The organism is Mesorhizobium sp. NZP2234, assembly GCF_013170765.1.
Classification (GTDB): Bacteria; Pseudomonadota; Alphaproteobacteria; order Rhizobiales; family Rhizobiaceae; genus Mesorhizobium; species Mesorhizobium loti_D.
In genome coordinates this window covers 3,891,920-3,910,152 of sequence record NZ_CP033364.1, presented here as the reverse complement: position 1 = coordinate 3,910,152, position 18,233 = coordinate 3,891,920, and the positions used below count along the sequence as shown (strand labels likewise).

General features: G+C 63.9%; 16 protein-coding genes. 8 read left to right on the top strand and 8 right to left on the bottom strand.

Going from position 1 to position 18,233, the window contains the following annotated elements; genetic code table 11:
* The first annotated feature begins 30 nt into the window (after positions 1–30).
* The 7 genes from topA (at position 31) to rpmG (ending at position 8,360) form a co-directional block, all read left to right on the top strand.
* Complete coding sequence (gene topA, locus EB230_RS19290; RefSeq protein WP_172373638.1) at positions 31–2,667, top strand: type I DNA topoisomerase; 2,637 nt, start codon at positions 31–33, stop codon at positions 2,665–2,667.
* Between the two features lie 6 nt (positions 2,668–2,673).
* The gene (gene rnr / locus EB230_RS19285; RefSeq protein WP_065005644.1) at positions 2,674–4,980 is read left to right on the top strand and encodes a ribonuclease R; all 2,307 of its coding nucleotides are present in this window, start codon (positions 2,674–2,676) and stop codon (positions 4,978–4,980) included.
* Positions 4,980–5,414, top strand: coding sequence for a DUF983 domain-containing protein (locus EB230_RS19280; protein WP_056572178.1), 435 nt, complete (start codon positions 4,980–4,982; stop codon positions 5,412–5,414). The genes rnr and EB230_RS19280 overlap by 1 nt, the downstream gene beginning before the upstream one ends.
* 75 nt (positions 5,415–5,489) lie before the next feature.
* The gene (locus EB230_RS19275) at positions 5,490–6,230 is read left to right on the top strand and encodes an NUDIX hydrolase (RefSeq protein WP_172373636.1); all 741 of its coding nucleotides are present in this window, start codon (positions 5,490–5,492) and stop codon (positions 6,228–6,230) included.
* Between the two features lie 78 nt (positions 6,231–6,308).
* On the top strand, positions 6,309–7,487 hold the full coding sequence (locus EB230_RS19270; RefSeq protein WP_172350319.1) for an MFS transporter: 1,179 nt from the start codon (positions 6,309–6,311) through the stop codon (positions 7,485–7,487).
* A 92-nt stretch (positions 7,488–7,579) separates the two neighbouring features.
* Positions 7,580–8,038 carry a hypothetical protein gene (locus EB230_RS19265; protein WP_172373634.1) on the top strand — a complete coding sequence of 153 codons (459 nt, stop codon included), beginning with the start codon at positions 7,580–7,582 and terminating at the stop codon, positions 8,036–8,038.
* A 154-nt stretch (positions 8,039–8,192) separates the two neighbouring features.
* Positions 8,193–8,360 carry a 50S ribosomal protein L33 gene (rpmG, locus tag EB230_RS19260; protein ID WP_006201775.1) on the top strand — a complete coding sequence of 56 codons (168 nt, stop codon included), beginning with the start codon at positions 8,193–8,195 and terminating at the stop codon, positions 8,358–8,360.
* 103 nt (positions 8,361–8,463) lie between these two features.
* Here rpmG and ugpC read toward each other — a convergent pair whose 3' ends face one another.
* The 7 genes from ugpC to EB230_RS19225 all read right to left on the bottom strand — a co-directional run bounded on the left by ugpC (position 8,464) and on the right by EB230_RS19225 (position 15,545).
* Positions 8,464–9,531 carry a sn-glycerol-3-phosphate ABC transporter ATP-binding protein UgpC gene (ugpC, locus tag EB230_RS19255; RefSeq protein WP_172373632.1) on the bottom strand — a complete coding sequence of 356 codons (1,068 nt, stop codon included), beginning with the start codon at positions 9,529–9,531 and terminating at the stop codon, positions 8,464–8,466.
* Positions 9,532–9,535: 4 nt separating this feature from the next.
* Positions 9,536–10,384, bottom strand: a complete 849-nt coding sequence (locus EB230_RS19250) for a carbohydrate ABC transporter permease (RefSeq protein ID WP_056572187.1) — start codon at positions 10,382–10,384, stop codon at positions 9,536–9,538.
* Positions 10,384–11,307, bottom strand: coding sequence for a sugar ABC transporter permease (locus EB230_RS19245; protein ID WP_056572190.1), 924 nt, complete (start codon positions 11,305–11,307; stop codon positions 10,384–10,386). The genes EB230_RS19250 and EB230_RS19245 overlap by 1 nt, the downstream gene beginning before the upstream one ends.
* Before the next feature lie 187 nt (positions 11,308–11,494).
* Positions 11,495–12,772: a sugar ABC transporter substrate-binding protein gene (locus tag EB230_RS19240; protein ID WP_172373630.1), complete on the bottom strand. Its 1,278-nt coding sequence runs from the start codon at positions 12,770–12,772 to the stop codon at positions 11,495–11,497.
* Between the two features lie 29 nt (positions 12,773–12,801).
* Positions 12,802–13,989 (bottom strand): PLP-dependent transferase, encoded by a 1,188-nt coding sequence (locus EB230_RS19235; RefSeq protein ID WP_172373620.1) that lies wholly within the window; start codon positions 13,987–13,989, stop codon positions 12,802–12,804.
* Entirely contained in the window at positions 13,986–14,720 is a 735-nt protein-coding gene (locus EB230_RS19230) for a FadR/GntR family transcriptional regulator (RefSeq protein WP_172373614.1), read from the bottom strand. Before EB230_RS19230 ends, EB230_RS19235 begins: the two co-directional genes overlap by 4 nt.
* 123 nt (positions 14,721–14,843) lie before the next feature.
* Positions 14,844–15,545, bottom strand: a complete 702-nt coding sequence (locus EB230_RS19225) for a DJ-1/PfpI family protein (RefSeq protein ID WP_172373613.1) — start codon at positions 15,543–15,545, stop codon at positions 14,844–14,846.
* Positions 15,546–15,633: 88 nt separating this feature from the next.
* Between EB230_RS19225 and EB230_RS19220 the strand changes: the two genes are divergently transcribed.
* Positions 15,634–16,581, top strand: coding sequence for a GlxA family transcriptional regulator (locus EB230_RS19220; RefSeq protein ID WP_172373612.1), 948 nt, complete (start codon positions 15,634–15,636; stop codon positions 16,579–16,581).
* A 52-nt stretch (positions 16,582–16,633) separates the two neighbouring features.
* On the opposite strand, the gene EB230_RS19215 is transcribed toward EB230_RS19220, so the two are convergent.
* Positions 16,634–18,130 (bottom strand): FAD-dependent monooxygenase, encoded by a 1,497-nt coding sequence (locus tag EB230_RS19215; protein ID WP_246738817.1) that lies wholly within the window; start codon positions 18,128–18,130, stop codon positions 16,634–16,636.
* Between the last annotated feature and the right edge of the window lie 103 nt (positions 18,131–18,233).

Below are 18,233 nucleotides of genomic sequence, written 5' to 3'. Positions count from 1 at the left end.
TCTGGCGCATCACAGCAGATAAGAGACCTCATGGACGTCGTCGTCGTCGAATCGCCGGCCAAGGCTAAGACAATCAACAAATATCTGGGCAGGAACTACAAGGTTCTGGCCTCGTTCGGCCATGTCCGCGATTTGCCGGCCAAGGACGGCTCGGTGCGCCCGGATGAAGATTTCGCCATGTCCTGGGCGGTCGACACGGCATCGGGCAAGAGGCTCGCCGACATCGCCAAGGCGGTCAAGGACGCTGACGGCCTGATCCTCGCCACCGACCCTGATCGCGAAGGCGAGGCCATCTCCTGGCATGTGCTGGAAGTGCTGAAGCAGAAGCGCGCGCTGAAGGACAAGCCCGTCAGCCGCGTCGTCTTCAACGCCATCACCAAATCATCGGTGCTGGAAGCCATGGCCAATCCGCGCCAGATCGATGGCCCGCTGGTCGATGCCTATCTCGCCCGCCGTGCGCTCGACTATCTCGTCGGCTTCACTCTATCACCGGTTCTATGGCGCAAACTGCCTGGCGCCCGTTCCGCCGGCCGCGTCCAGTCGGTCGCGCTGCGTCTGGTCTGCGACCGCGAATCCGAGATCGAACGCTTCATCCGCGAGGAATATTGGCAGATCGCCGCGATCCTCGGCACACCGCGCAACGAGAATTTCGAAGCACGGCTGACCGCCTTCGAACGCAAGAAGCTGCAAAAACTCGACATCGCCAACAAGGCGCAGGCCGACGACATCAAGGCGATGCTCGAGGGCGCGACCTTCAAGGCGCTGTCCGTCGAAGCCAAGCCGACAAAGCGCAATCCCGGCCCGCCCTTCACCACCTCGACGCTGCAGCAGGCCGCCTCGTCGGGCCTCGGTTTCTCGGCCACGCGCACCATGCAGGTGGCACAGCGCCTCTATGAAGGCATGGAGATCGGCGGCGAGACCACCGGCCTGATCACCTATATGCGAACCGACGGTGTGCAGATGGCACCCGAGGCGATCTCTGGTGCCCGGGACGCCATCGCCAAGGAATTCGGCCCAAAGTACCTGCCGGAGAAGCCGCGCCAGTACACCGCCAAGGCCAAGAACGCCCAGGAGGCGCACGAAGCGATCCGCCCGACCGACTTCATGCGCACCCCGGCATCCGTCAGGCAGTATCTCGATTCCGACCAGTTGCGGCTTTATGAGCTGATCTGGAAGCGCGCCATCGCCAGCCAGATGCAGCCGGCCGAGATCGAGCGCACCACCGTCGAGATCGAGGCCGTCAACGGCGCCCGTACCGCCGAGCTTCGCGCCGTCGGTTCGGTCGTCCGCTTCGACGGCTTCATTGCCGCCTACACCGACCAGAAGGACGACGACGCGGAAGACGAGGAAAACCGTCGTCTGCCGGAGATCCGCGCCGGCGAGCAGCTTGCCCGCCAGGCGATCAACGCCACCCAGCACACGACCGAGCCGCCGCCGCGCTATTCCGAGGCCTCGCTCATCAAGAAGCTGGAAGAGCTCGGCATCGGCCGGCCGTCGACCTACACGGCAATCCTCAAGACGCTCGAGGACCGCGACTACGTCACGATCGACAAGCGTCGGCTGGTGCCGCAGGCCAAGGGCCGTCTGTTGTCCGCCTTCCTCGAAAGTTTCTTCGAGCGCTATGTCGAATACGACTTCACCGCCTCGCTCGAGGAAAAGCTCGACGAGATCTCCGACGGCAAGCTCGCCTGGAAAGACGTGCTGCGCGATTTCTGGAAGGATTTTTCGGGCGCCGTCGCCGACATCAAGGAACTGCGCGTCACCGACGTGCTCGACGCGCTCAACGAGGAACTGGCGCCGCTGGTCTTTCCCGCCCGCGAGGACGGCTCGAACCCGCGCATTTGCCCGAAATGCGGCACTGGCAATCTGTCGCTGAAGCTCGGCAAGTTCGGCGCCTTCGTCGGCTGCTCGAACTATCCCGAATGCTCATTCACCCGCCAGCTCGGCGACGCCGCCAATCCGAACGGCGAGAATGGCGGCGGCGAGGACGGCACCAAGGTGCTCGGCAAGGATCCTTACACGGCCGAGGAAATCACCCTTCGCTCCGGCCGCTTCGGCCCCTATATCCAGCGCGGCGACGGCAAGGAAGCCAAGCGTTCGAGCCTGCCCAAGGGGTGGACGCCCGACTCCATCGACCATGAGAAGGCGCTCGCGCTTCTGGGTCTGCCGCGCGACGTGGGAAAACATCCCGAGAGCGGCAAGATGATCTCGGCCGGACTCGGCCGTTACGGTCCGTTCGTCCTTCATGATGGCACCTACGCCAATCTCGACAGCATCGAGGACGTGTTCTCCATCGGCCTCAACCGCGCCGTCACGGTGATTGCCGAGAAGCAATCCAAGGGCAAGGGCGGCCGCAATGGCGGCACGGCCGCGGCCCTGAAGGAACTTGGCGACCATCCGGACGGCGGCGGCAAGATCGTCGTGCGCGACGGCAAGTACGGGCCTTACGTCAATTTCGGCAAGGTCAATGCCACGCTGCCCAAGGGCAAGGATCCGCAATCGGTCACCATTGAAGACGCGCTGGCGCTGATTGCCGAGAAGGAAGCCAAGGGCGGCGGCGGCAAGAAGCCGTTCCGCAAGGCGGCAGCGGCCAAGGCACCGGCGGCCAAGAAGACAGCGGCCCAAAAGCCGGCTGCGAAGAAGCCGGCCGCGAAGAAAAAAGGGTAGGACAGCGTGGCGCGCAGGATCACCGGAAGAAGCCACGGCGATCCGCGCACCGCCGACACGAGGGCCAAGGTCAAGGACGACTACAAGCCGTCGCGCGACGAGATCCTGCGCTACATCGCCGAAAATCCCGACCGGGCTGGAAAACGCGACATCGCCAAGGCGTTCGCGCTGCGCGGCGACGACCGCATCTGGCTGAAGGATCTTCTGCGCGACATGCAGGATGAAGGCGTGCTCACCAAGGAGCGCAAGCGGCTGGCCCGCGTCGGCGCGCTGCCCCATGTCGCCGTCCTCGACATTTTTGGCCGCGACGGCGACGGCGTCCTGCTGGCGCATCCGGCCGAGTCCGTGGGCACGGGCGAACCGCCCGTCGTATCGATCCGCGTGTCGCGCGGCGGCAACGGACCGGCACCGGGCATCGGCGACCGCGTCCTGGCCAAGACCTTCCCGACCGATGACCCGTCAGGCCCCGCCTATACCGGACGGGTGATGAAGATCTTCGAGAAGCGCAACGATGCCGTTCTCGGCGTCTTCCGCGTACTGCAGGATGGTACCTTCCGCATCGAACCGGTGGAACGGCGCCAGCCGGAGCTGATCGTCGACAAGGAATTCCAAAACGGCGCCAGGAACGGCGACCTGGTCGAGGTCGAGCCCGCGCGGGCCTCCCGCTACGGGTTGCCCCGTGCCAAGGTGCTCAACGTGCTGGGCTCGCTGACCAGCGAAAAGGCGGTCTCGATGATCGCCATTCATGCCCACGACATTCCGCACATCTTCCCGGCCGACGTCATCGCCGAGGCCGAGGCGGTGAAGCCCGCGACGATGGCCAATCGCGAGGACTGGCGCGACCTGCCGCTGGTCACCATCGATCCGGCGGACGCCAAGGACCATGATGATGCGGTCTTCGCGACGCCTGACCTGGACGAAAAGAATCCGGGCGGCGTGATCGCCACCGTCGCGATCGCCGACGTTGCCGCCTATGTCCGCTACGGCACGGCACTCGACCGCGAGGCGCTGAAGCGTGGCAATTCGGTGTATTTTCCCGATCGTGTCGTGCCGATGCTGCCCGAGCGCATTTCCAACGACCTCTGTTCGCTGCGCGAAGGCCAGGACCGGCCGGCGCTGGCGGTGCGCATGACCTTCTCCGCCGACGGCCACAAGATCAGGCACTCCTTTCACCGCGTGATGATGAAGTCCGCGGCAAAGCTCGCCTACCCCCAGGCCCAGGCGGCGATCGACGGCGCGCCGGACGACAAGACCGGCCCGATCCTCGACACGGTGCTGAAGCCGCTATGGGATGCCTATGCGATCCTCAAGCGAGGTCGCGACGGCCGCCAGCCGCTCGAACTCGACCTGCCGGAACGCAAGATCCTGCTCAAGCCGGATGGCACGGTCGATCGCGTCATCGTGCCGGAACGGCTCGATGCTCACAAGCTGATCGAAGAATTCATGATCCAGGCCAATGTCGCCGCCGCCGAGACGCTGGAGGCGAAGAAGCAGGCGCTGGTCTACCGTGTCCACGACGCGCCTTCGCTCGCCAAGCAGGAATCGCTACGCGAATTCTTGGCAACGCTTGGCCTGTCGCTGGCGCGCGGGGCGCAGATGCGGCCCAGCCAGTTCAACGGCATTCTCGAGCGCGTGCATGGCGCCGACAACGAGGCGCTGGTCAACGAGGTGGTGTTGCGCTCGCAGAGCCAGGCTGAATATTCACCTGGAAATATCGGCCATTTCGGCCTCAACCTCAGGCGCTACGCACATTTCACCTCGCCGATCCGCCGCTACGCCGACCTGATCGTGCATCGCGGACTCATTGCCGCACTCGGCCTCGGCCTTGGCGGGCTGACGCAAGACGAGGAGGCGCGGCTCGAGGATGTCGCTGTGCTGATCTCCGGCACGGAACGGCGCGCCATGGCGGCCGAGCGTGACACGGTCGACCGGCTGATATCGGCCTATCTCGCCGAGCGCATTGACGAGCGCTTCGACGCCCGCATCTCCGGCGTCACCAAATCAGGACTATTTGTCCAATTGCCGCAATATGGCGCCGATGGTTTCATCCCTGTCTCAACCCTGGGCGGCGATTACTATATATACGACGAAACGGCCCGCTCCCTGTTCGGAGAACGCTCGGGAAAAGGCTACCAGCTCGCGGACCGCGTCGAGGTTCGGCTGGTCGAGGTGGCACCCATGGCCGGCGCGATGCGTTTCGAGATGTTGACCGACCCGAAGCCCCTGCCAGGCTCCACCAGGTCGTTTCACAAGGCTAAGGGCCGCGCCCGTGCGTCGCAATCGCGACCGGGGTCGCGCGGCAGGAGACGATGATGGAACAACAGGTTTTCGGCGGCCAACATCAGTCGGGCCGGGTTGCCCGTCCATTGTGGACGGCGATGAAGCGTGGCTTTTTGGGGCGCTGCCCGAACTGCGGCGAAGGCAAGCTGTTTCGCGGCTTCACCAAGACCGTCGAGACCTGCGGCGTCTGCGGCGAGGAGATCCATCACCATCGCGCCGACGACCTGCCGGCCTATCTGGTCATCGTCATCGTCGGCCACATTGTTCTCGGTGCCTTCATGGGCGTGGAAGCGACGTCGACCTTGTCGACCTGGCAGCACATCCTCATCTGGGTGCCCCTGACCATCTTGCTGTCGGTGGCGCTGCTGCAGCCTGTCAAAGGCGCCGTCATCGGATTGCAATGGGCGTTCTATATGCACGGCTTCGGCGGCGAAAAGGATGGGATTGAGCCTCATCCGGGAGCCTAGAGCTCTGGCTGGCGCAACATACCGACCGTGAAAGGCCACTTTCGCTTGCCAGAAGTTTCCGCTAGGTCCCTGCGCATGGAAGCAATGACCAAGGTGGACGTCGACAAGCTCGACAAGGGTCTTGCCGCACATAGCGGCAGGCCCCTGCGCCCGCGTGACGCCGCGACGCTGATCCTGCTCGACCGCAAGGGCGATGAGGTGCTGGTGCTCATGGGCCGGCGTCACGCCGGCCACGCGTTCATGCCCGGCAAGTTCGTGTTTCCCGGCGGCCGCACCGATCCGGCGGACAGCCGCGTCGCCACCGCCACCGCATTGCACCGCGATGAGGAAGCAAAGCTGCTTGCTGGTCCCGGCCGCACCAGTGCCGCGCGAGCCCGGGCTGTCGCATTGTCCGCGATCCGCGAAACCTATGAGGAAGCCGGACTGCTGATAGGCCAGAAGGCCGCCTTTGCCACCGACAAGCGTGACTGGCAGGGTTTTGTCGAACACGGCGTAAGACCGTCACTGGAAACGCTGCGTTTCATCGCTCGCGCCATCACCCCACCCAACCGGATACGCCGCTTCGACACCCGTTTCTTCAGCGCCTGGCGCAGCGATGTCGCCGTCGAATTGCCGGGCGGAGGGCCGACCAACGAACTCGAGGAACTGGTCTGGCTGCCGCTCGCCAAGGCCCGGGAAGCCGACATACCCGACATCACCCGAATGATCCTGGACGAGCTGGAAAAGCGCCTCGCCCATGATCCGCTGCTGCGACCGGGCGGTCCCGTCCCCTTCTACCGGCTTGTGCGCAACCGCTTCACCCGCGAACTTCTGTAGGGCAATTCCAGGAAAAGTGTGACGCGGTTTTCCGCCCGGAATTGCGTAAGATCAAAGAGACAGAGTATTCAGCATCCCATGACGGTCGATACCCAACCCAAGGGCGACGAACGCGTACACTGGCTGCCGATGGTGGCGGCGATCTCGTCGATCAGCGTCGTCGGCATAGCCATCGGCCTCGGCATGCCCCTGCTCAGCGTCATCCTGGAAACGCGGGGCCACTCGGCTTCGATGATCGGCCTCAACACCGCCGTCGCCGGCCTGGCCTCGATCGCCGGTGCGCCGTTGGCCACACCGCTCGCCATGCGCTTCGGCGTCGCCTGGACCATGATCGGGATGATTGCCGCCGGCGCCCTCGCCTTCGTCGGCTTCCATTTCGCGCCCGACTTCTGGATGTGGTTTCCGCTGCGTATCGTGCTGCATATCGCGTTGACGGTGCTGTTCATCCTGTCGGAATTCTGGATCAGCACGTCGGCACCGCCGCACCGGCGCGGCCTCGTGCTTGGCATCTACGCCACCGTCCTGTCGCTCGGCTTTGCCGCCGGACCGTGGCTGTTCGCGCATCTTGGGAGCTCCGGCTTCAGGCCGTTCGGCGTCATCATCGTACTGGTGACGCTGGCCGCGATACCGGTGCTGGCCGCGCGCAATGAAAGCCCCTCCATCGTTGCCGATGGCGAAACCAGCAACTTCCTTCGCTACATCTGGCTGGTGCCATCGGCGACCGCCGCCGTACTGGTGTTCGGCGCGGTCGAAACCGGCGGCTTCGCGCTGTTTCCGATCTACGGCAACCGCATCGGCTATTCGGAAGCCGACGCAGCATTGCTGCTGACCATGATCGGTCTCGGCAATGTGCTGCTGCAGATCCCGATCGGCATGATCAGCGACCGGGTCAGCGACCGCCGCTATCTGCTGCTCGCCTGCGCCACCGTCGGCCTTGCCGGCACGGTCTTCATGCCCTTCTTCGCCCAGAATTGGCACCTGATGGCCGCCCTTCTCTTCGTCTGGGGCGGCGTTGTCGCCGCCATGTACACGATCGGCCTTGCCCACCTCGGCTCGCAGCTTTCCGGCCATGAACTGGCATCCGCCAACGCCGCCTTCGTGCTCTGCTATGGTGTCGGCATGGTGCTTGGCCCGCAGGCGATCGGCATCGGCATGGACGCGTTCGGTCCGTCCGGTTTCGGCTGGTCGCTCGGCCTGTTCTTTGGCGCCTACATGGCGCTGGTTGGCGTCAGGCTCGTCCGCAAGATTCTCCTTTGACCCTTTGAGACGGCGACCGCTGCTGACAGAACCGTGTCAGCAGCGCCGGGTTAAAAGAGTGTCCCCCAAAAAAGGAAGTTGAGGACACTCCCATGATCGACAGCGGCTTTGAAACCACATCATTGCGAATGACGCTCCTGCTGCTTGTGACCTTCCAGGCGCCTGCCGCGGATGTCGACCGCATCATGGACGCGGTCGTGGCGATCGCACCGCTGGCCATGGGCAAATACGACCGCAACGCCTATCAGTCGGGACACGGCATCGAGCGCTACAGGCCGCTTGAAGGGGCCGCGGCCGGCGCCGAAATCGAATTGCGCCGCCGCCCGGGCACGGTCGAGGTTTCATTCGAACTGCCTGATGACCAGGCGCTGGCAAGCCGCGTCGTCGAGGCGATTTTCCAGGCCCATTCCTATCAGGAGCCGGTGATCCGCCTCCAGCCGATCCTCGCCAGCCGGTCCAAGGGGCTGGATGACCGCGCCAATCCGAATCGTTGGTGGAACACGACCGGAGACTGGAAGAAGGTTGGCGTGCCGGAGACGGAAAACGTCTGATTTACGCGTAATGGGCTACCCGGACGAGCCACATCAGGTCCGCCGGGCTTGACTTTCCAGGCACGTTCTTTATGTGTCGCGCCAAGTTTCCCGCGTCCGGGTGTTTTCCCCGTGCTCCAGCGGCCAAAACTCCACGAACAAACGGACTGATACCATGGCCAAAGCCGCAAACATCAAGATCAAGCTTCTGTCGACCGCCGACACCGGTTTCTTCTACGTGACCAGCAAGAACAGCCGTACCAAGACCGACAAGCTGTCGTTCCGCAAGTACGATCCGGTCGCCAAGAAGCACGTCGAATTCAAGGAAACCAAGATCAAGTAATCTGGGTTTTCCCCTTGCAAACAAAAACGCCGCCCATCGGGCGGCGTTTTTGTTTGCAAAGGCAGAGGCTCGGGCTCGCTCTCTCAGCCCCGCTGAATTTCCTTCAGCCGATGCGGTCGCCGCTTTTCGGATCGAACAGATGCAGCGACGCCGGATCGGCCGCCAACCGCACCGTATCGCCGGGCTTGACGCCGGCGCGGCCCATGGCAAAGACGCAAAGCTGCTGGCCGGCCAGCGCGACGTAGAACTGTGTCGAGAGGCCGAGCGGCTCCACGACCCCCACCTCGCCCTGTAGCGCGCCGTCATCGGCCAACCGGATATGCTCGGGCCGCAGGCCGACGGTAATGGCATCGCCGGCGCCGAGCGGCAGGCCATCCGGCAGTTTCAGCGCCTGGCCATCGGCCAGAACCGCTTCCGATGCCTCGCCCTTCCGCACCGTCGCCGGCAGGAAATTCATGCCTGGCGAGCCGATGAAACCCGCAACGAACATGTTGGCAGGATGGTCATAGAGATCGAGCGGCGCGCCAACCTGCTGGATCAGCCCGTCATGCATGACGACGATCCGGTCGGCCATGGTCATGGCCTCGATCTGGTCGTGCGTGACATAGACCGAGGTGGTCTTCAATTGCTGGTGCAGCGCCTTGATCTCGGCCCGCATATGGACGCGCAGCTTGGCATCGAGGTTGGACAGCGGCTCATCGAACAGGAAGACCTTGGGATCACGCACGATGGCGCGGCCCATGGCGACGCGCTGGCGCTGGCCGCCGGACAACTGCCGCGGCAGGCGCTGAAGGTAGGCGTCCAGGCCCAGCCGCTTGGCCGCGCCATCCACCCTGGCATCGATCGCCGGCTTCTCGGCCTTGCGCAGCATCAGGCTGAAGCCCATGTTCTTCGCCACATCCATGTGCGGATAAAGCGCATAGGACTGGAAGACCATGGCGATGTCGCGGTCCTTGGGCGCCACGTCGTTGACCAAACGCTCGCCGATGCGGATCTCGCCACCGGAGGCTTCCTCCAGCCCGGCGATCATGCGCAGCAGCGTCGATTTCCCGCAGCCGGACGGACCGACCAGGACGACGAATTCGCCGTCGGCGATTTGAAGGTCGACCGCATGCAGGACACGGACGGCGCCGTAATCCTTGCGAACCTTTTCGAGCGTGACAGAGGCCATCGGTCTATCCTTTGACGGCGCCGGCGGTCAGGCCGGTGACGAGATAGCGTTGCAGGAAAGCGAAGAAGATGCAGACCGGGATCAGGGCCAGAATCGACGCCGCCATCATCTGCCCCCAGTCGACGGCGAATTTGCCGATGAAGGTGAGCAGGCCGACGGCGAAGGTCTTCTGGTCGTCGCTGGAGATCAGCATCAGCGCGAACAGGAGCTCGCTCCAGGCGGCGGTGAAGACAAAGCCGAGCGTGGCGCCCATGCCGGGCAGCGTCAGCGGCACGATCACCCGGCGCATTGCCTGGGCACGCGTACAACCATCGATCATCGCCGCCTCTTCCAGATCCTTCGGGATGCCGTCGAAGAAGGATTGCATCAGGAAGGTGGCGAAGGCGGTGTTGAAGGCCGTGTAGATGATTATCAGCCCGGTCAGGCTGTTGATCAGGCCGATCTGGCCCATGACGCGGTAGATCGGCGGAATGACCATCACCAGCGGAAAAGTCTGGGTCAAAAGCAGCATCAGCGCCAGCACCGCCTTGCCGCGAAAGGTGAAACGCGACATGGCGTAACCGGCGAGCGTGGCGATCACCGTCACCAATGCCGCCGTCGACACGGAGACGATGACGCTGTTGAGGAAATAGCGCGGGAAATCGGTGGCCTCGAGCACGGTGACGAAATTCTGCAACGTCGTGCGCGACGGCCAGAAGGTGATGCCTTCGGAATAGAGCAGCCGCTCCGGCGTCACCGAGATCTTCAGCGTCCAGTAGATTGGGAACAGGGCGAAGATCACATAGGCGGCGATCGCCGCGTAGAGGCCGATACCGCCTAGGAACCGTTGTGAAGCAGAGCGTCCCGCGATCATCAGACGTGCCTCACAAGGGAGCGGCGGATGGCGATCAGCGCGATCGCATAGGCGATCAACAGCACGAGCAGCAACACGGCCACCGCCGAGGCATAGCCCTTGTCCAGTGACTTGAAGGCGCTGACATAGATATAGACCGGCACCGTATTGGTCGAACCAGCAGGCCCGCCCTCGGTCATGACGAAGATCAGGTCGGCGAAGGTGGCGATCCAGATGGTGCGCAGCATCACCGTGATGGCGATGGTCGGTGCGAGGAATGGCAGTGTCACCTTGGTGAAGCGCTGCCAGGGCGAAGCGCCGTCGATCGCCGCCGCCTCGTGCATTTCGGACGGGATAGACTTCAGCGCCGCCAGAAGCGTGATGGCGAAGAACGGAATGCCGAACCAGACATTGGCGACGATCGGTCCCCACATCGCCGTGGCGGGATCGGAGAGCACGTTGGTCGGCTCAGCCTTTAACCCGAGCGCGTACAACCAGTGCGGCAGCGGCCCGATGATGGGGTTGAACAGCCAGGCCCAGGTCAACCCGGACAGGAAGGACGGAACCGCCCAGGGCAGGAACACCAGAGCCTGCACCACCTTGCGGCCCCAGAACGGTTTGTCGAGCAGCAGCGCCAGGCCAAGGCCGAGGAAGAATTGGAAGAACAGGCTGGCGACCGTCCACCACAGCGTGTTGATCAGGGCTTGCCCCAGAACATGATCCGACAGCATCGCCTGGTACTGGCCGAGCCCGACATATACCGACTTGAAGGCCGAGAATTTGCGGAAGGAGTAGCTGATGCCGATGATCAGCGGCACCAACAGCACCACGACCAGCAGGATGATCGCCGGGCTGAGATAGAGCCATGGCTCGACATTTGCGTAGGTAAGCCGCTTCTTTCGCGACTGGCCCGCGGGTCGCATTTCGGACACGGCATAGGTCATGGGTTGAGGAACGGCTCCCTGGAGCGGCGTTGGTATAGCGTCCTTCTCCCCGTCGCTATACGGGGAGAAGATACCGGCAGGCGGATGAGGGGCAGCGTGAGCCTGTCGAGACAAGGCGCCGCCCCTCATCCGGCCCTTTCGGGCCACCTTCTCCCCGTAAACGGGGAGAAGGAAAGAAGCGCTGCGCTTACTTCTTGTTCTTCGCCAGCCAGTCCTGCTGCTCCTTGGTCAGGAAGGCAGCCCATTGGTCCGCGACGTCCTTGGCGGTCTTCTGGCCAAGCAGCACTTCCTGAAAATTCTTGATCGCGACCTGATCGACGAAGTTGCCGAGATTTTCCAGATGAGTCGGCGGCGTCACCATTTCATATTTGGAGCTGTCGCTCAGTTCCGTGAACCAGCCCTTGAACTGCTCGGTCTTGAAATGGGGATCCTGGTCGGCGCCGTTGTGGATCGGGACGACGCCGACTTCCTTGGCCCATGCCAGATTGTCCTTGGGCGAAAGCAGTGTTGCCATCAGCTTCCAGGCGTCGTCCTTGTGCTGCGAGTTGGCGAACATCGCCCAACCGGCATAGCCGAGCGTCGGATACGACTTGCCGCTCGGGCCGGTCGGCAGGGGCGCGACGGCGAAGTCATCGGCGCTCATCTTGTCGGCGATGCCGAGCAGCGCGTCCGGGTCCTGGTTCAACATGGCGCAGGTGCCGGAGTAGAAGCCGGTGACGGTTTCGTTGAAGCCCCAGCTCACCGCATCCTTGGGCGCCAGCCCGTCCTTGTACATGTCGGCCAGCATCTGCAAGCCCTTGACCGAGCCCTCCTCATTGATGGTCGAGGTGCCGTCCTCGTTGAAGTAGCCGCCCTTGCCGGCGGCGATGTTCATGAACATGTGCATGCCGTTGAAGGCGCCCGGCCCGCCGCGCAGGCAGTAGCCATACTTGCCCGGGATGGCGGAGATTTTCTTGGAATCGGCGACGAACTCGTCGAGCGTGGCCGGCGGACCGTCGAGGCCGGCTTCCTTGAACAGCTTCTTGTTCCAGAACAGCGCGTTCACATAGTAGCCGTAGGGGATCATGAACTGCGTGTTGTTGACCGTCGAGCCGAACTGCTTGGCGCGGTCGCCGAGCGTCTTGGCGTCGCCCCATTTGGCCATGTAGGGGCCGAGGTCCTCGAGCTGGGCATTGTTGGCATAGAGACCCATCCAGCGTTCCGGCATCTCCACCACGTCGGGCGTATCGCCGGCCTGCACCATGGTCAGGAATTTTTCGAAGGCCTGCCCCCAGGGCAGCGAGATCAGCTCGACCTTGATGCCGGGATTGGCCGCTTCGAACTCGGCGATCTGCTTTTTCAGGAATTCGGTGCGCGGCGGGCTGGTGATGACTTCGACCATCTTCAGGGTCGAATCGGCCAGCGCGCTCCCGGCGGAAATCGCCAACCCTGCAACGGTGGCAAGCATGATGGTCAGTTTTTTCATGTTCAAGACTCCCATTTTGAACCCGCTTGTTATTTTCTGGCTTTTTCGAAGGCCTGGGCGACGTCGGCCCAGAGGTCTTCGACACTTTCCAATCCGACATTGAAGCGGATGGTTCGGGGGCTGACGCCGAAGCGCGCCATCGAATTCAGTCCCGGCGTCTGCTCCAGCGACGCCTTGGCCGGCACGACAAGGCTTTCATGCCCGCCCCAGCTGACGCCGATGCGGAAAAATTTCAGCGCATCGACGAAGACCGGGATGTCGATATCGTCCGTCACCTCGAAGGAGAACAGACCGGCATAGCCTGCCAGCGTCGCCTTGCCCGGATGGTTCGAATAGACGGGATGGTTGACGCGCTCGACATTGGCATGCGCCTTCAGCCGCTCTGCGATGGTGAGCCCGCTCTTCATATGGTGCGGCAGGCGCAGCGGTAGCGTGCGCAGGCCGCGCAGCAGCAGCCATGCTTCGAACGGCGACAGCTTGCCGCCGAGATAGGAATAGGTCTGTTCGTTGATGTGCTTGATATGCGCCGCGGAGCCGGCCACCACGCCGGCGACGGTGTCGCTGTGGCCGCCGAGATATTTCGACGCTGAATGCAGCACCAGGTCGACGCCATGCATGATCGGCTTCTGGAACACCGGCGTCGCCCAGGAATTGTCGATCGTGGTGACGATGCCCTGCTCCTTTGCCAGCCGGGTCAGATGCGTCAGGTCCTGCAGCTCGAACATCATCGAGGTCGGGCTTTCCAGATAGAGCAGCTTGGCGCCGGGAAGTGCCGCCGCCACCGCATCGGGATCGGAGCCGTCGACATAATCGACCTTGATGTTGAGCCGCGGCAAAAGCCGCTCGAACAGCCGGTAGGCATCGCCGTAGCAGTTCCGCACGGCCACGATGCGCTCGCCCGCCCCGACAAAGGCAAGCACCGTGGCGCTGATCGCCGCCATGCCGCTGGAAAAGCCGCGCGCGGCCTCGGCGCCCTCGAGGGCGGCAACGCGCGCCTCGAATTCCATTACCGTCGGATTGTCGCCGCGCGAATAGATCGGCTGCCTTCGCTTGCCGGCAAAGGTGTCGGCCATCTCGGCATAATTGGCGAAGGTAAACAGCGAAGTCTGGTAGATCGGCGGCACCACCGCGCCACCGGGGAACGGTTCGTCATGCGCCAGCAGCGTCGCCGCCTCGGCAAGATAATCATGGTCGAAACCGCTCTGATGCTCGTTCATGTCTGGCTCGGAAGTTTGAGTTTGGCGGCACCGCGCTTGAGATCATCCTCGACGGTGGCGATCAGCTTGAGTGCCTCGGCGCGGGCACCCTGCGGGTTGCGCGCGGCGATGCACTCATAGATGGTGCGATGGTAGGGAAAGCTGGCGTGGCCGAAATCGCGCACACCCAGCGGATGCTCCCAGAAGCGGTGGAACAGCTCGTGCATGGCCGCGATGATCTGTTCGAACAGCGGATTGCCGGAGACGCGGTAGACCGCCTGGTGGAATTCCCAGTCCTCTTCCGACGACATGCCGTCGCGGGTACGGAATGCCTGCTCCATGATGTCGAGCTTGCGCTCGATCTCGGCGATGTCGGCCGGGCTCGCCCGCTCGGCGCAAAGAGCCGCGGCCTCCGCCTCCAGCGCGCGGCGGATTTCCAGCGTCTGCATCAGGCTGGTGAAATCATTGCCACCCGCCAGCGTCAGTGGCATATGCAACATGTCGGGCGACACAGCCGCCTTGAGATAAGTGCCGCTGCCTTGCCGGCGCTCGACGAGACCGAGCCCTTCCCACCGCGTCAGCGCCTCGCGCACCGTGTTGCGGCTGACCTTCAGCCGCTCGGCCAGGATACGCTCGGTCGGAAGCCGCTCGCCGGGCTGCAAGGCTTCGGCGCGAACAAAGCCCACCAATGCCTTCAGCACGGCGTCATCACGCGCCGTCGTCTGAATGGGTGGCAGGCTGTTCTGGTCCACACATCCTCCCCGAAGCGCAAGTGGTCCAATGGCCCAACCAATTTCTGCACAGACGGAGAGGCGTGTCAACAGCCGAAACGAGAACGGGCCGAACGGCGCCATGGCGCCGTTCGGCCCGTCGGTTCAAGCGTGGCTTCGCGCCGGCGTGGCGGCCTTGGCGCGCCAGCGCGCGAACATGTCCTCGCGAAACCGCCTCGAACCCGCGAGCCTCTCCTTTGCTTCCGCCAGAACGGAAGGCGAAGCCTGTGCGGGCGTGCCCGATTGGAACGGAGGAGCCGGGGCATATTCGAGCGAGAGCTGCACCGTCTCGGCCTCGGCCTGACCGAGAAGCCTGGCGACCAGTACGAGACCGAAGTCGATCCCCGAGGTGACGCCGCCGGCGGTTATCAGCTTTCCATCCTCGACAATTCGCTCGTCGACTGGAATGGCCCCGAACTCGGCGAGGAAATCATGCGCGTACCAATGCGTCGTCGCCCGCTTGCCTTCGAGCAGGCCGGCGGCACCGAGCACCAGGGCACCGCTGCATACCGAGGTGATGTAGCGCGCCTGAGCCGCGCGCTCCCGCACGAAATCGAGCACTGCCTGATCCTCCAGCAGCGTGTTGACGCCGCCTCCACCCGGTATGCACAGCACATCGAGAGGCGGGCAATCGTTGAAGGTCGCCGTCGGGTTGAGCGACAGTCGCGTCGACGACATCACCGGATTGCGATCCTTCCAGATCAATTCCACCTCGGCGCCCTTTGCCGATGCCAGGACTTCATAAGGGCCGGTGAGGTCGAGCTGCTGGACATTGGGGAAGACGAGGATGCCGAAACGAAGGGTCATGGAACTCTCCATAGGTTGACTCCAGCCAATCTAAGGCACCATGCTTTGGCACGATCGCCAATCACCCCTCGTTTCAAGCCAAAGCGTCATGCGCCGTATCGAAATCCTTGCCTATCCCGACGTCCAGCTCCTCGATGTCAGCGGACCGCTTCAGGTCTTCGCCAGCGCCAACGACTTCAGGACGCAGGCCGGCGAACCCGCGCCTTACGAGGTTACGGTGGTCGCCGCCTCGCCGCGGATAAGGACATCGGCCGGTCTCGTGCTGGAGGCAGCGGCGCTGCCGGCGCACGGGCCAGGGATCGACACGCTGATCGTGCCTGGCGGATGGGGCGTCAACGCGGCCTGCGAGGACCCCGGGCTGATCGATTGGGTAACCGGCCGATCGCGCGACGCCGTGCGAACGGCCTCGGTCTGCAGTGGCGCCATGCTGCTGGCGACGGCAGGCCTGCTCGACGGCAGGCGTGCCGTTACCCACTGGGGACGCTGCGCCGAGTTCGCGCGGCGCTTCCCGGCGGTCCGCCTCGAACCCGATCCGATTTTCATCCGTGACGGCAATGTCTGGACGTCGGCGGGCGTGACGGCGGGCATAGATCTCGCCCTTTCCTTCGTCGAGGCCGACCTTGGCCGGCGCGTGGCGCTTGCGGTGGCGCGCGAGCTGGTGGTCTTCCTGAAGCGCCCCGGTGGCCAGGCGCAGTTCAGCCAGACGCTCAAGCTGCAGCTAGGCGACGAGCGCTTCGACCGGCTGCATGGCTGGATCCAGGACAATCTGGACGGCGACCTTTCGCTGCCGAACCTGGCCGAGCGCGCCAATATGAGCCCGCGCAGTTTCTCCAGGCACTATCGGGAGGCAACCGGCCGCACACCTGCGCGCGCGATCGAGGAGATCCGGATCGAGGCGGCGCGACGGATGCTGGAACGGGGCCAGGCCGTTAACCAGACGGCCCGCCGCTGCGGCTTCGGATCGGAAGAGACGATGCGGCGCGGCTTTCTCCGTGTCCTCGGCACAAACCCGCGCGACTATCGCGAACGCTTCTGACGCAGAGGCCTTTGTCGCCGCGATCAGGTGGCCGCCCGCTTTGATCGTGTCGCTAACGCGTGGCAGGCGGCCCGAACCAAGCGGTCAGCGCTTCGGTCAGCCCCATTTGCGTTCCAGCCCCGACCCAGGCCACATATCCATCCGGCCGGATCAAGACGGCGTCGGGCGCGGCGACCGTCCCGAGGGCCGGCAGCTCCCAGATGCCTTCATATCCAGCCTCGATCTGGCGGACCCGATCCGCCCAGGGCGTAATGTCCGGCCAGCCTCGTTCGCCGAGGTTGAGGAGCACCGGCCGGGCATCGTGCAGCAGGCTGAAGACCCGCGCCGGACCGAGGGCTGTGACAAGGTCGAGGTCGGGCATCCGCCGCCCAAGCAACGGGTGGCCCTCGCCGAGATCGTAACGGATACCCAGGCCGGACATCTCCGCGGCGATCCGTTTGCGCGGCTCTTCCATGCCGAGCAACTCGGTCATCGTATCGCCCAGGGCCTTGGTGCGGTCGTCCGTGCGGCGAAGCGCGACCTGCGCCATCGTGTTGCGCAACACGCGGGCGGCGACCGGATGGCGCTCGGCGTGATAGCTGTCGAGCAGGCCTTCCGGTGAGATCCGCTTGACCACCTGGGCCAGCTTCCATCCCAGATTGACCGCGTCCTGCACCCCGATATTGAGCCCCTGCCCGCCCATCGGAGGATGAATGTGCGCGGCGTCGCCGGCCAGAAGGACACGCCTGTCACGATAAGCGGCAGCCTGACGCGTCATGTCGGTGAAGCGAGAGAGCCAGGTCGGACCGTGGACTCCGAAATCGGTGCCGTAGACAGCCACAAGCGCCTCGCTGAGATCGTTCAGCGTCGGCTCGCCGCCGATGGTCAACTGCCTCTCGGTCAGCACGACACCCACCCTGTCGCCATCCTCGATCTTGCCTATCGCATGAATGCCGTAGGCGTCATTGCGGAAGCCCAATGCCGGTTCCTCGGCCATCTCGACCTCGGCGATCATCCAGCTCATCGTCGGATCCCATCCGGCGAACTCAATGCCCGCCGCCTTGCGGATCGTGCTGCGTCCTCCATCGCAGCCGACGAGGTATTGCGCCCTCAAGAGTTGGCCACCGGACAAATCCAGGTCGACACCGTCATCGTCCTGCGCGAAGTCATTGACTTCCTGCCCGCGATAGATTGGCACTCCCAACTCGTCGATCCAGTCGGCCAATATCCGTTCGATATGGTTTTGGCGCAGCGCCAGCAGATAGTTGTGCCGGGTGGGAAAGTCGCTGATGTCCAAACGGATCATGTGGAAGCCGACGGTCGGGAAGCGCTGCCCCTGTGAAAGAAACCGGTCGGCAATTCCGCGCTGATCGAGAACCTCGATGGTGCGTGCGTGAAGGCCACCCCCGCGCAAGCCGGCCAGCTGCTGGGTCGGACGCCGCTCCACAATGGCGACGTCGATGCCTGCCAAAGCGAGTTCGCCGGCCAGCATCAGCCCGGTCGGACCGCCTCCTGCGATCACCACCGCATGATCTCGACGCAAACCGTCCATAGGCGACACAATACCCATTCTCGTTACTCCCGTTTTCCGCTGGTCAATGCATGCCGCCCAAAAGTGACTTCGGTTTCTGGAGAACGGCACGCATGAAAACAGAGACCCCAAGGCGCATCGC

What these genes read in the sequence shown, in the direction of transcription:
- topA (WP_172373638.1), top strand. Translation starts at nt 31, where the DNA reads ATGGACGTCGTCGTCGTCGAATCGCCGGCCAAGGCTAAGACAATCAAC.
- EB230_RS19280 (WP_056572178.1), top strand. Translation starts at nt 4,980, where the DNA reads ATGGAACAACAGGTTTTCGGCGGCCAACATCAGTCGGGCCGGGTTGCC.
- EB230_RS19275 (WP_172373636.1), top strand. Translation starts at nt 5,490, where the DNA reads ATGGAAGCAATGACCAAGGTGGACGTCGACAAGCTCGACAAGGGTCTT.
- EB230_RS19270 (WP_172350319.1), top strand. Translation starts at nt 6,309, where the DNA reads ATGACGGTCGATACCCAACCCAAGGGCGACGAACGCGTACACTGGCTG.
- EB230_RS19265 (WP_172373634.1), top strand. Translation starts at nt 7,580, where the DNA reads ATGATCGACAGCGGCTTTGAAACCACATCATTGCGAATGACGCTCCTG.
- rpmG (WP_006201775.1), top strand. Translation starts at nt 8,193, where the DNA reads ATGGCCAAAGCCGCAAACATCAAGATCAAGCTTCTGTCGACCGCCGAC.
- ugpC (WP_172373632.1), bottom strand. Translation starts at nt 9,531, where the DNA reads ATGGCCTCTGTCACGCTCGAAAAGGTTCGCAAGGATTACGGCGCCGTC.
- EB230_RS19250 (WP_056572187.1), bottom strand. Translation starts at nt 10,384, where the DNA reads ATGATCGCGGGACGCTCTGCTTCACAACGGTTCCTAGGCGGTATCGGC.
- EB230_RS19245 (WP_056572190.1), bottom strand. Translation starts at nt 11,307, where the DNA reads ATGACCTATGCCGTGTCCGAAATGCGACCCGCGGGCCAGTCGCGAAAG.
- EB230_RS19240 (WP_172373630.1), bottom strand. Translation starts at nt 12,772, where the DNA reads ATGAAAAAACTGACCATCATGCTTGCCACCGTTGCAGGGTTGGCGATT.
- EB230_RS19235 (WP_172373620.1), bottom strand. Translation starts at nt 13,989, where the DNA reads ATGAACGAGCATCAGAGCGGTTTCGACCATGATTATCTTGCCGAGGCG.
- EB230_RS19225 (WP_172373613.1), bottom strand. Translation starts at nt 15,545, where the DNA reads ATGACCCTTCGTTTCGGCATCCTCGTCTTCCCCAATGTCCAGCAGCTC.
- EB230_RS19220 (WP_172373612.1), top strand. Translation starts at nt 15,634, where the DNA reads ATGCGCCGTATCGAAATCCTTGCCTATCCCGACGTCCAGCTCCTCGAT.
- EB230_RS19215 (WP_246738817.1), bottom strand. Translation starts at nt 18,130, where the DNA reads ATGGGTATTGTGTCGCCTATGGACGGTTTGCGTCGAGATCATGCGGTG.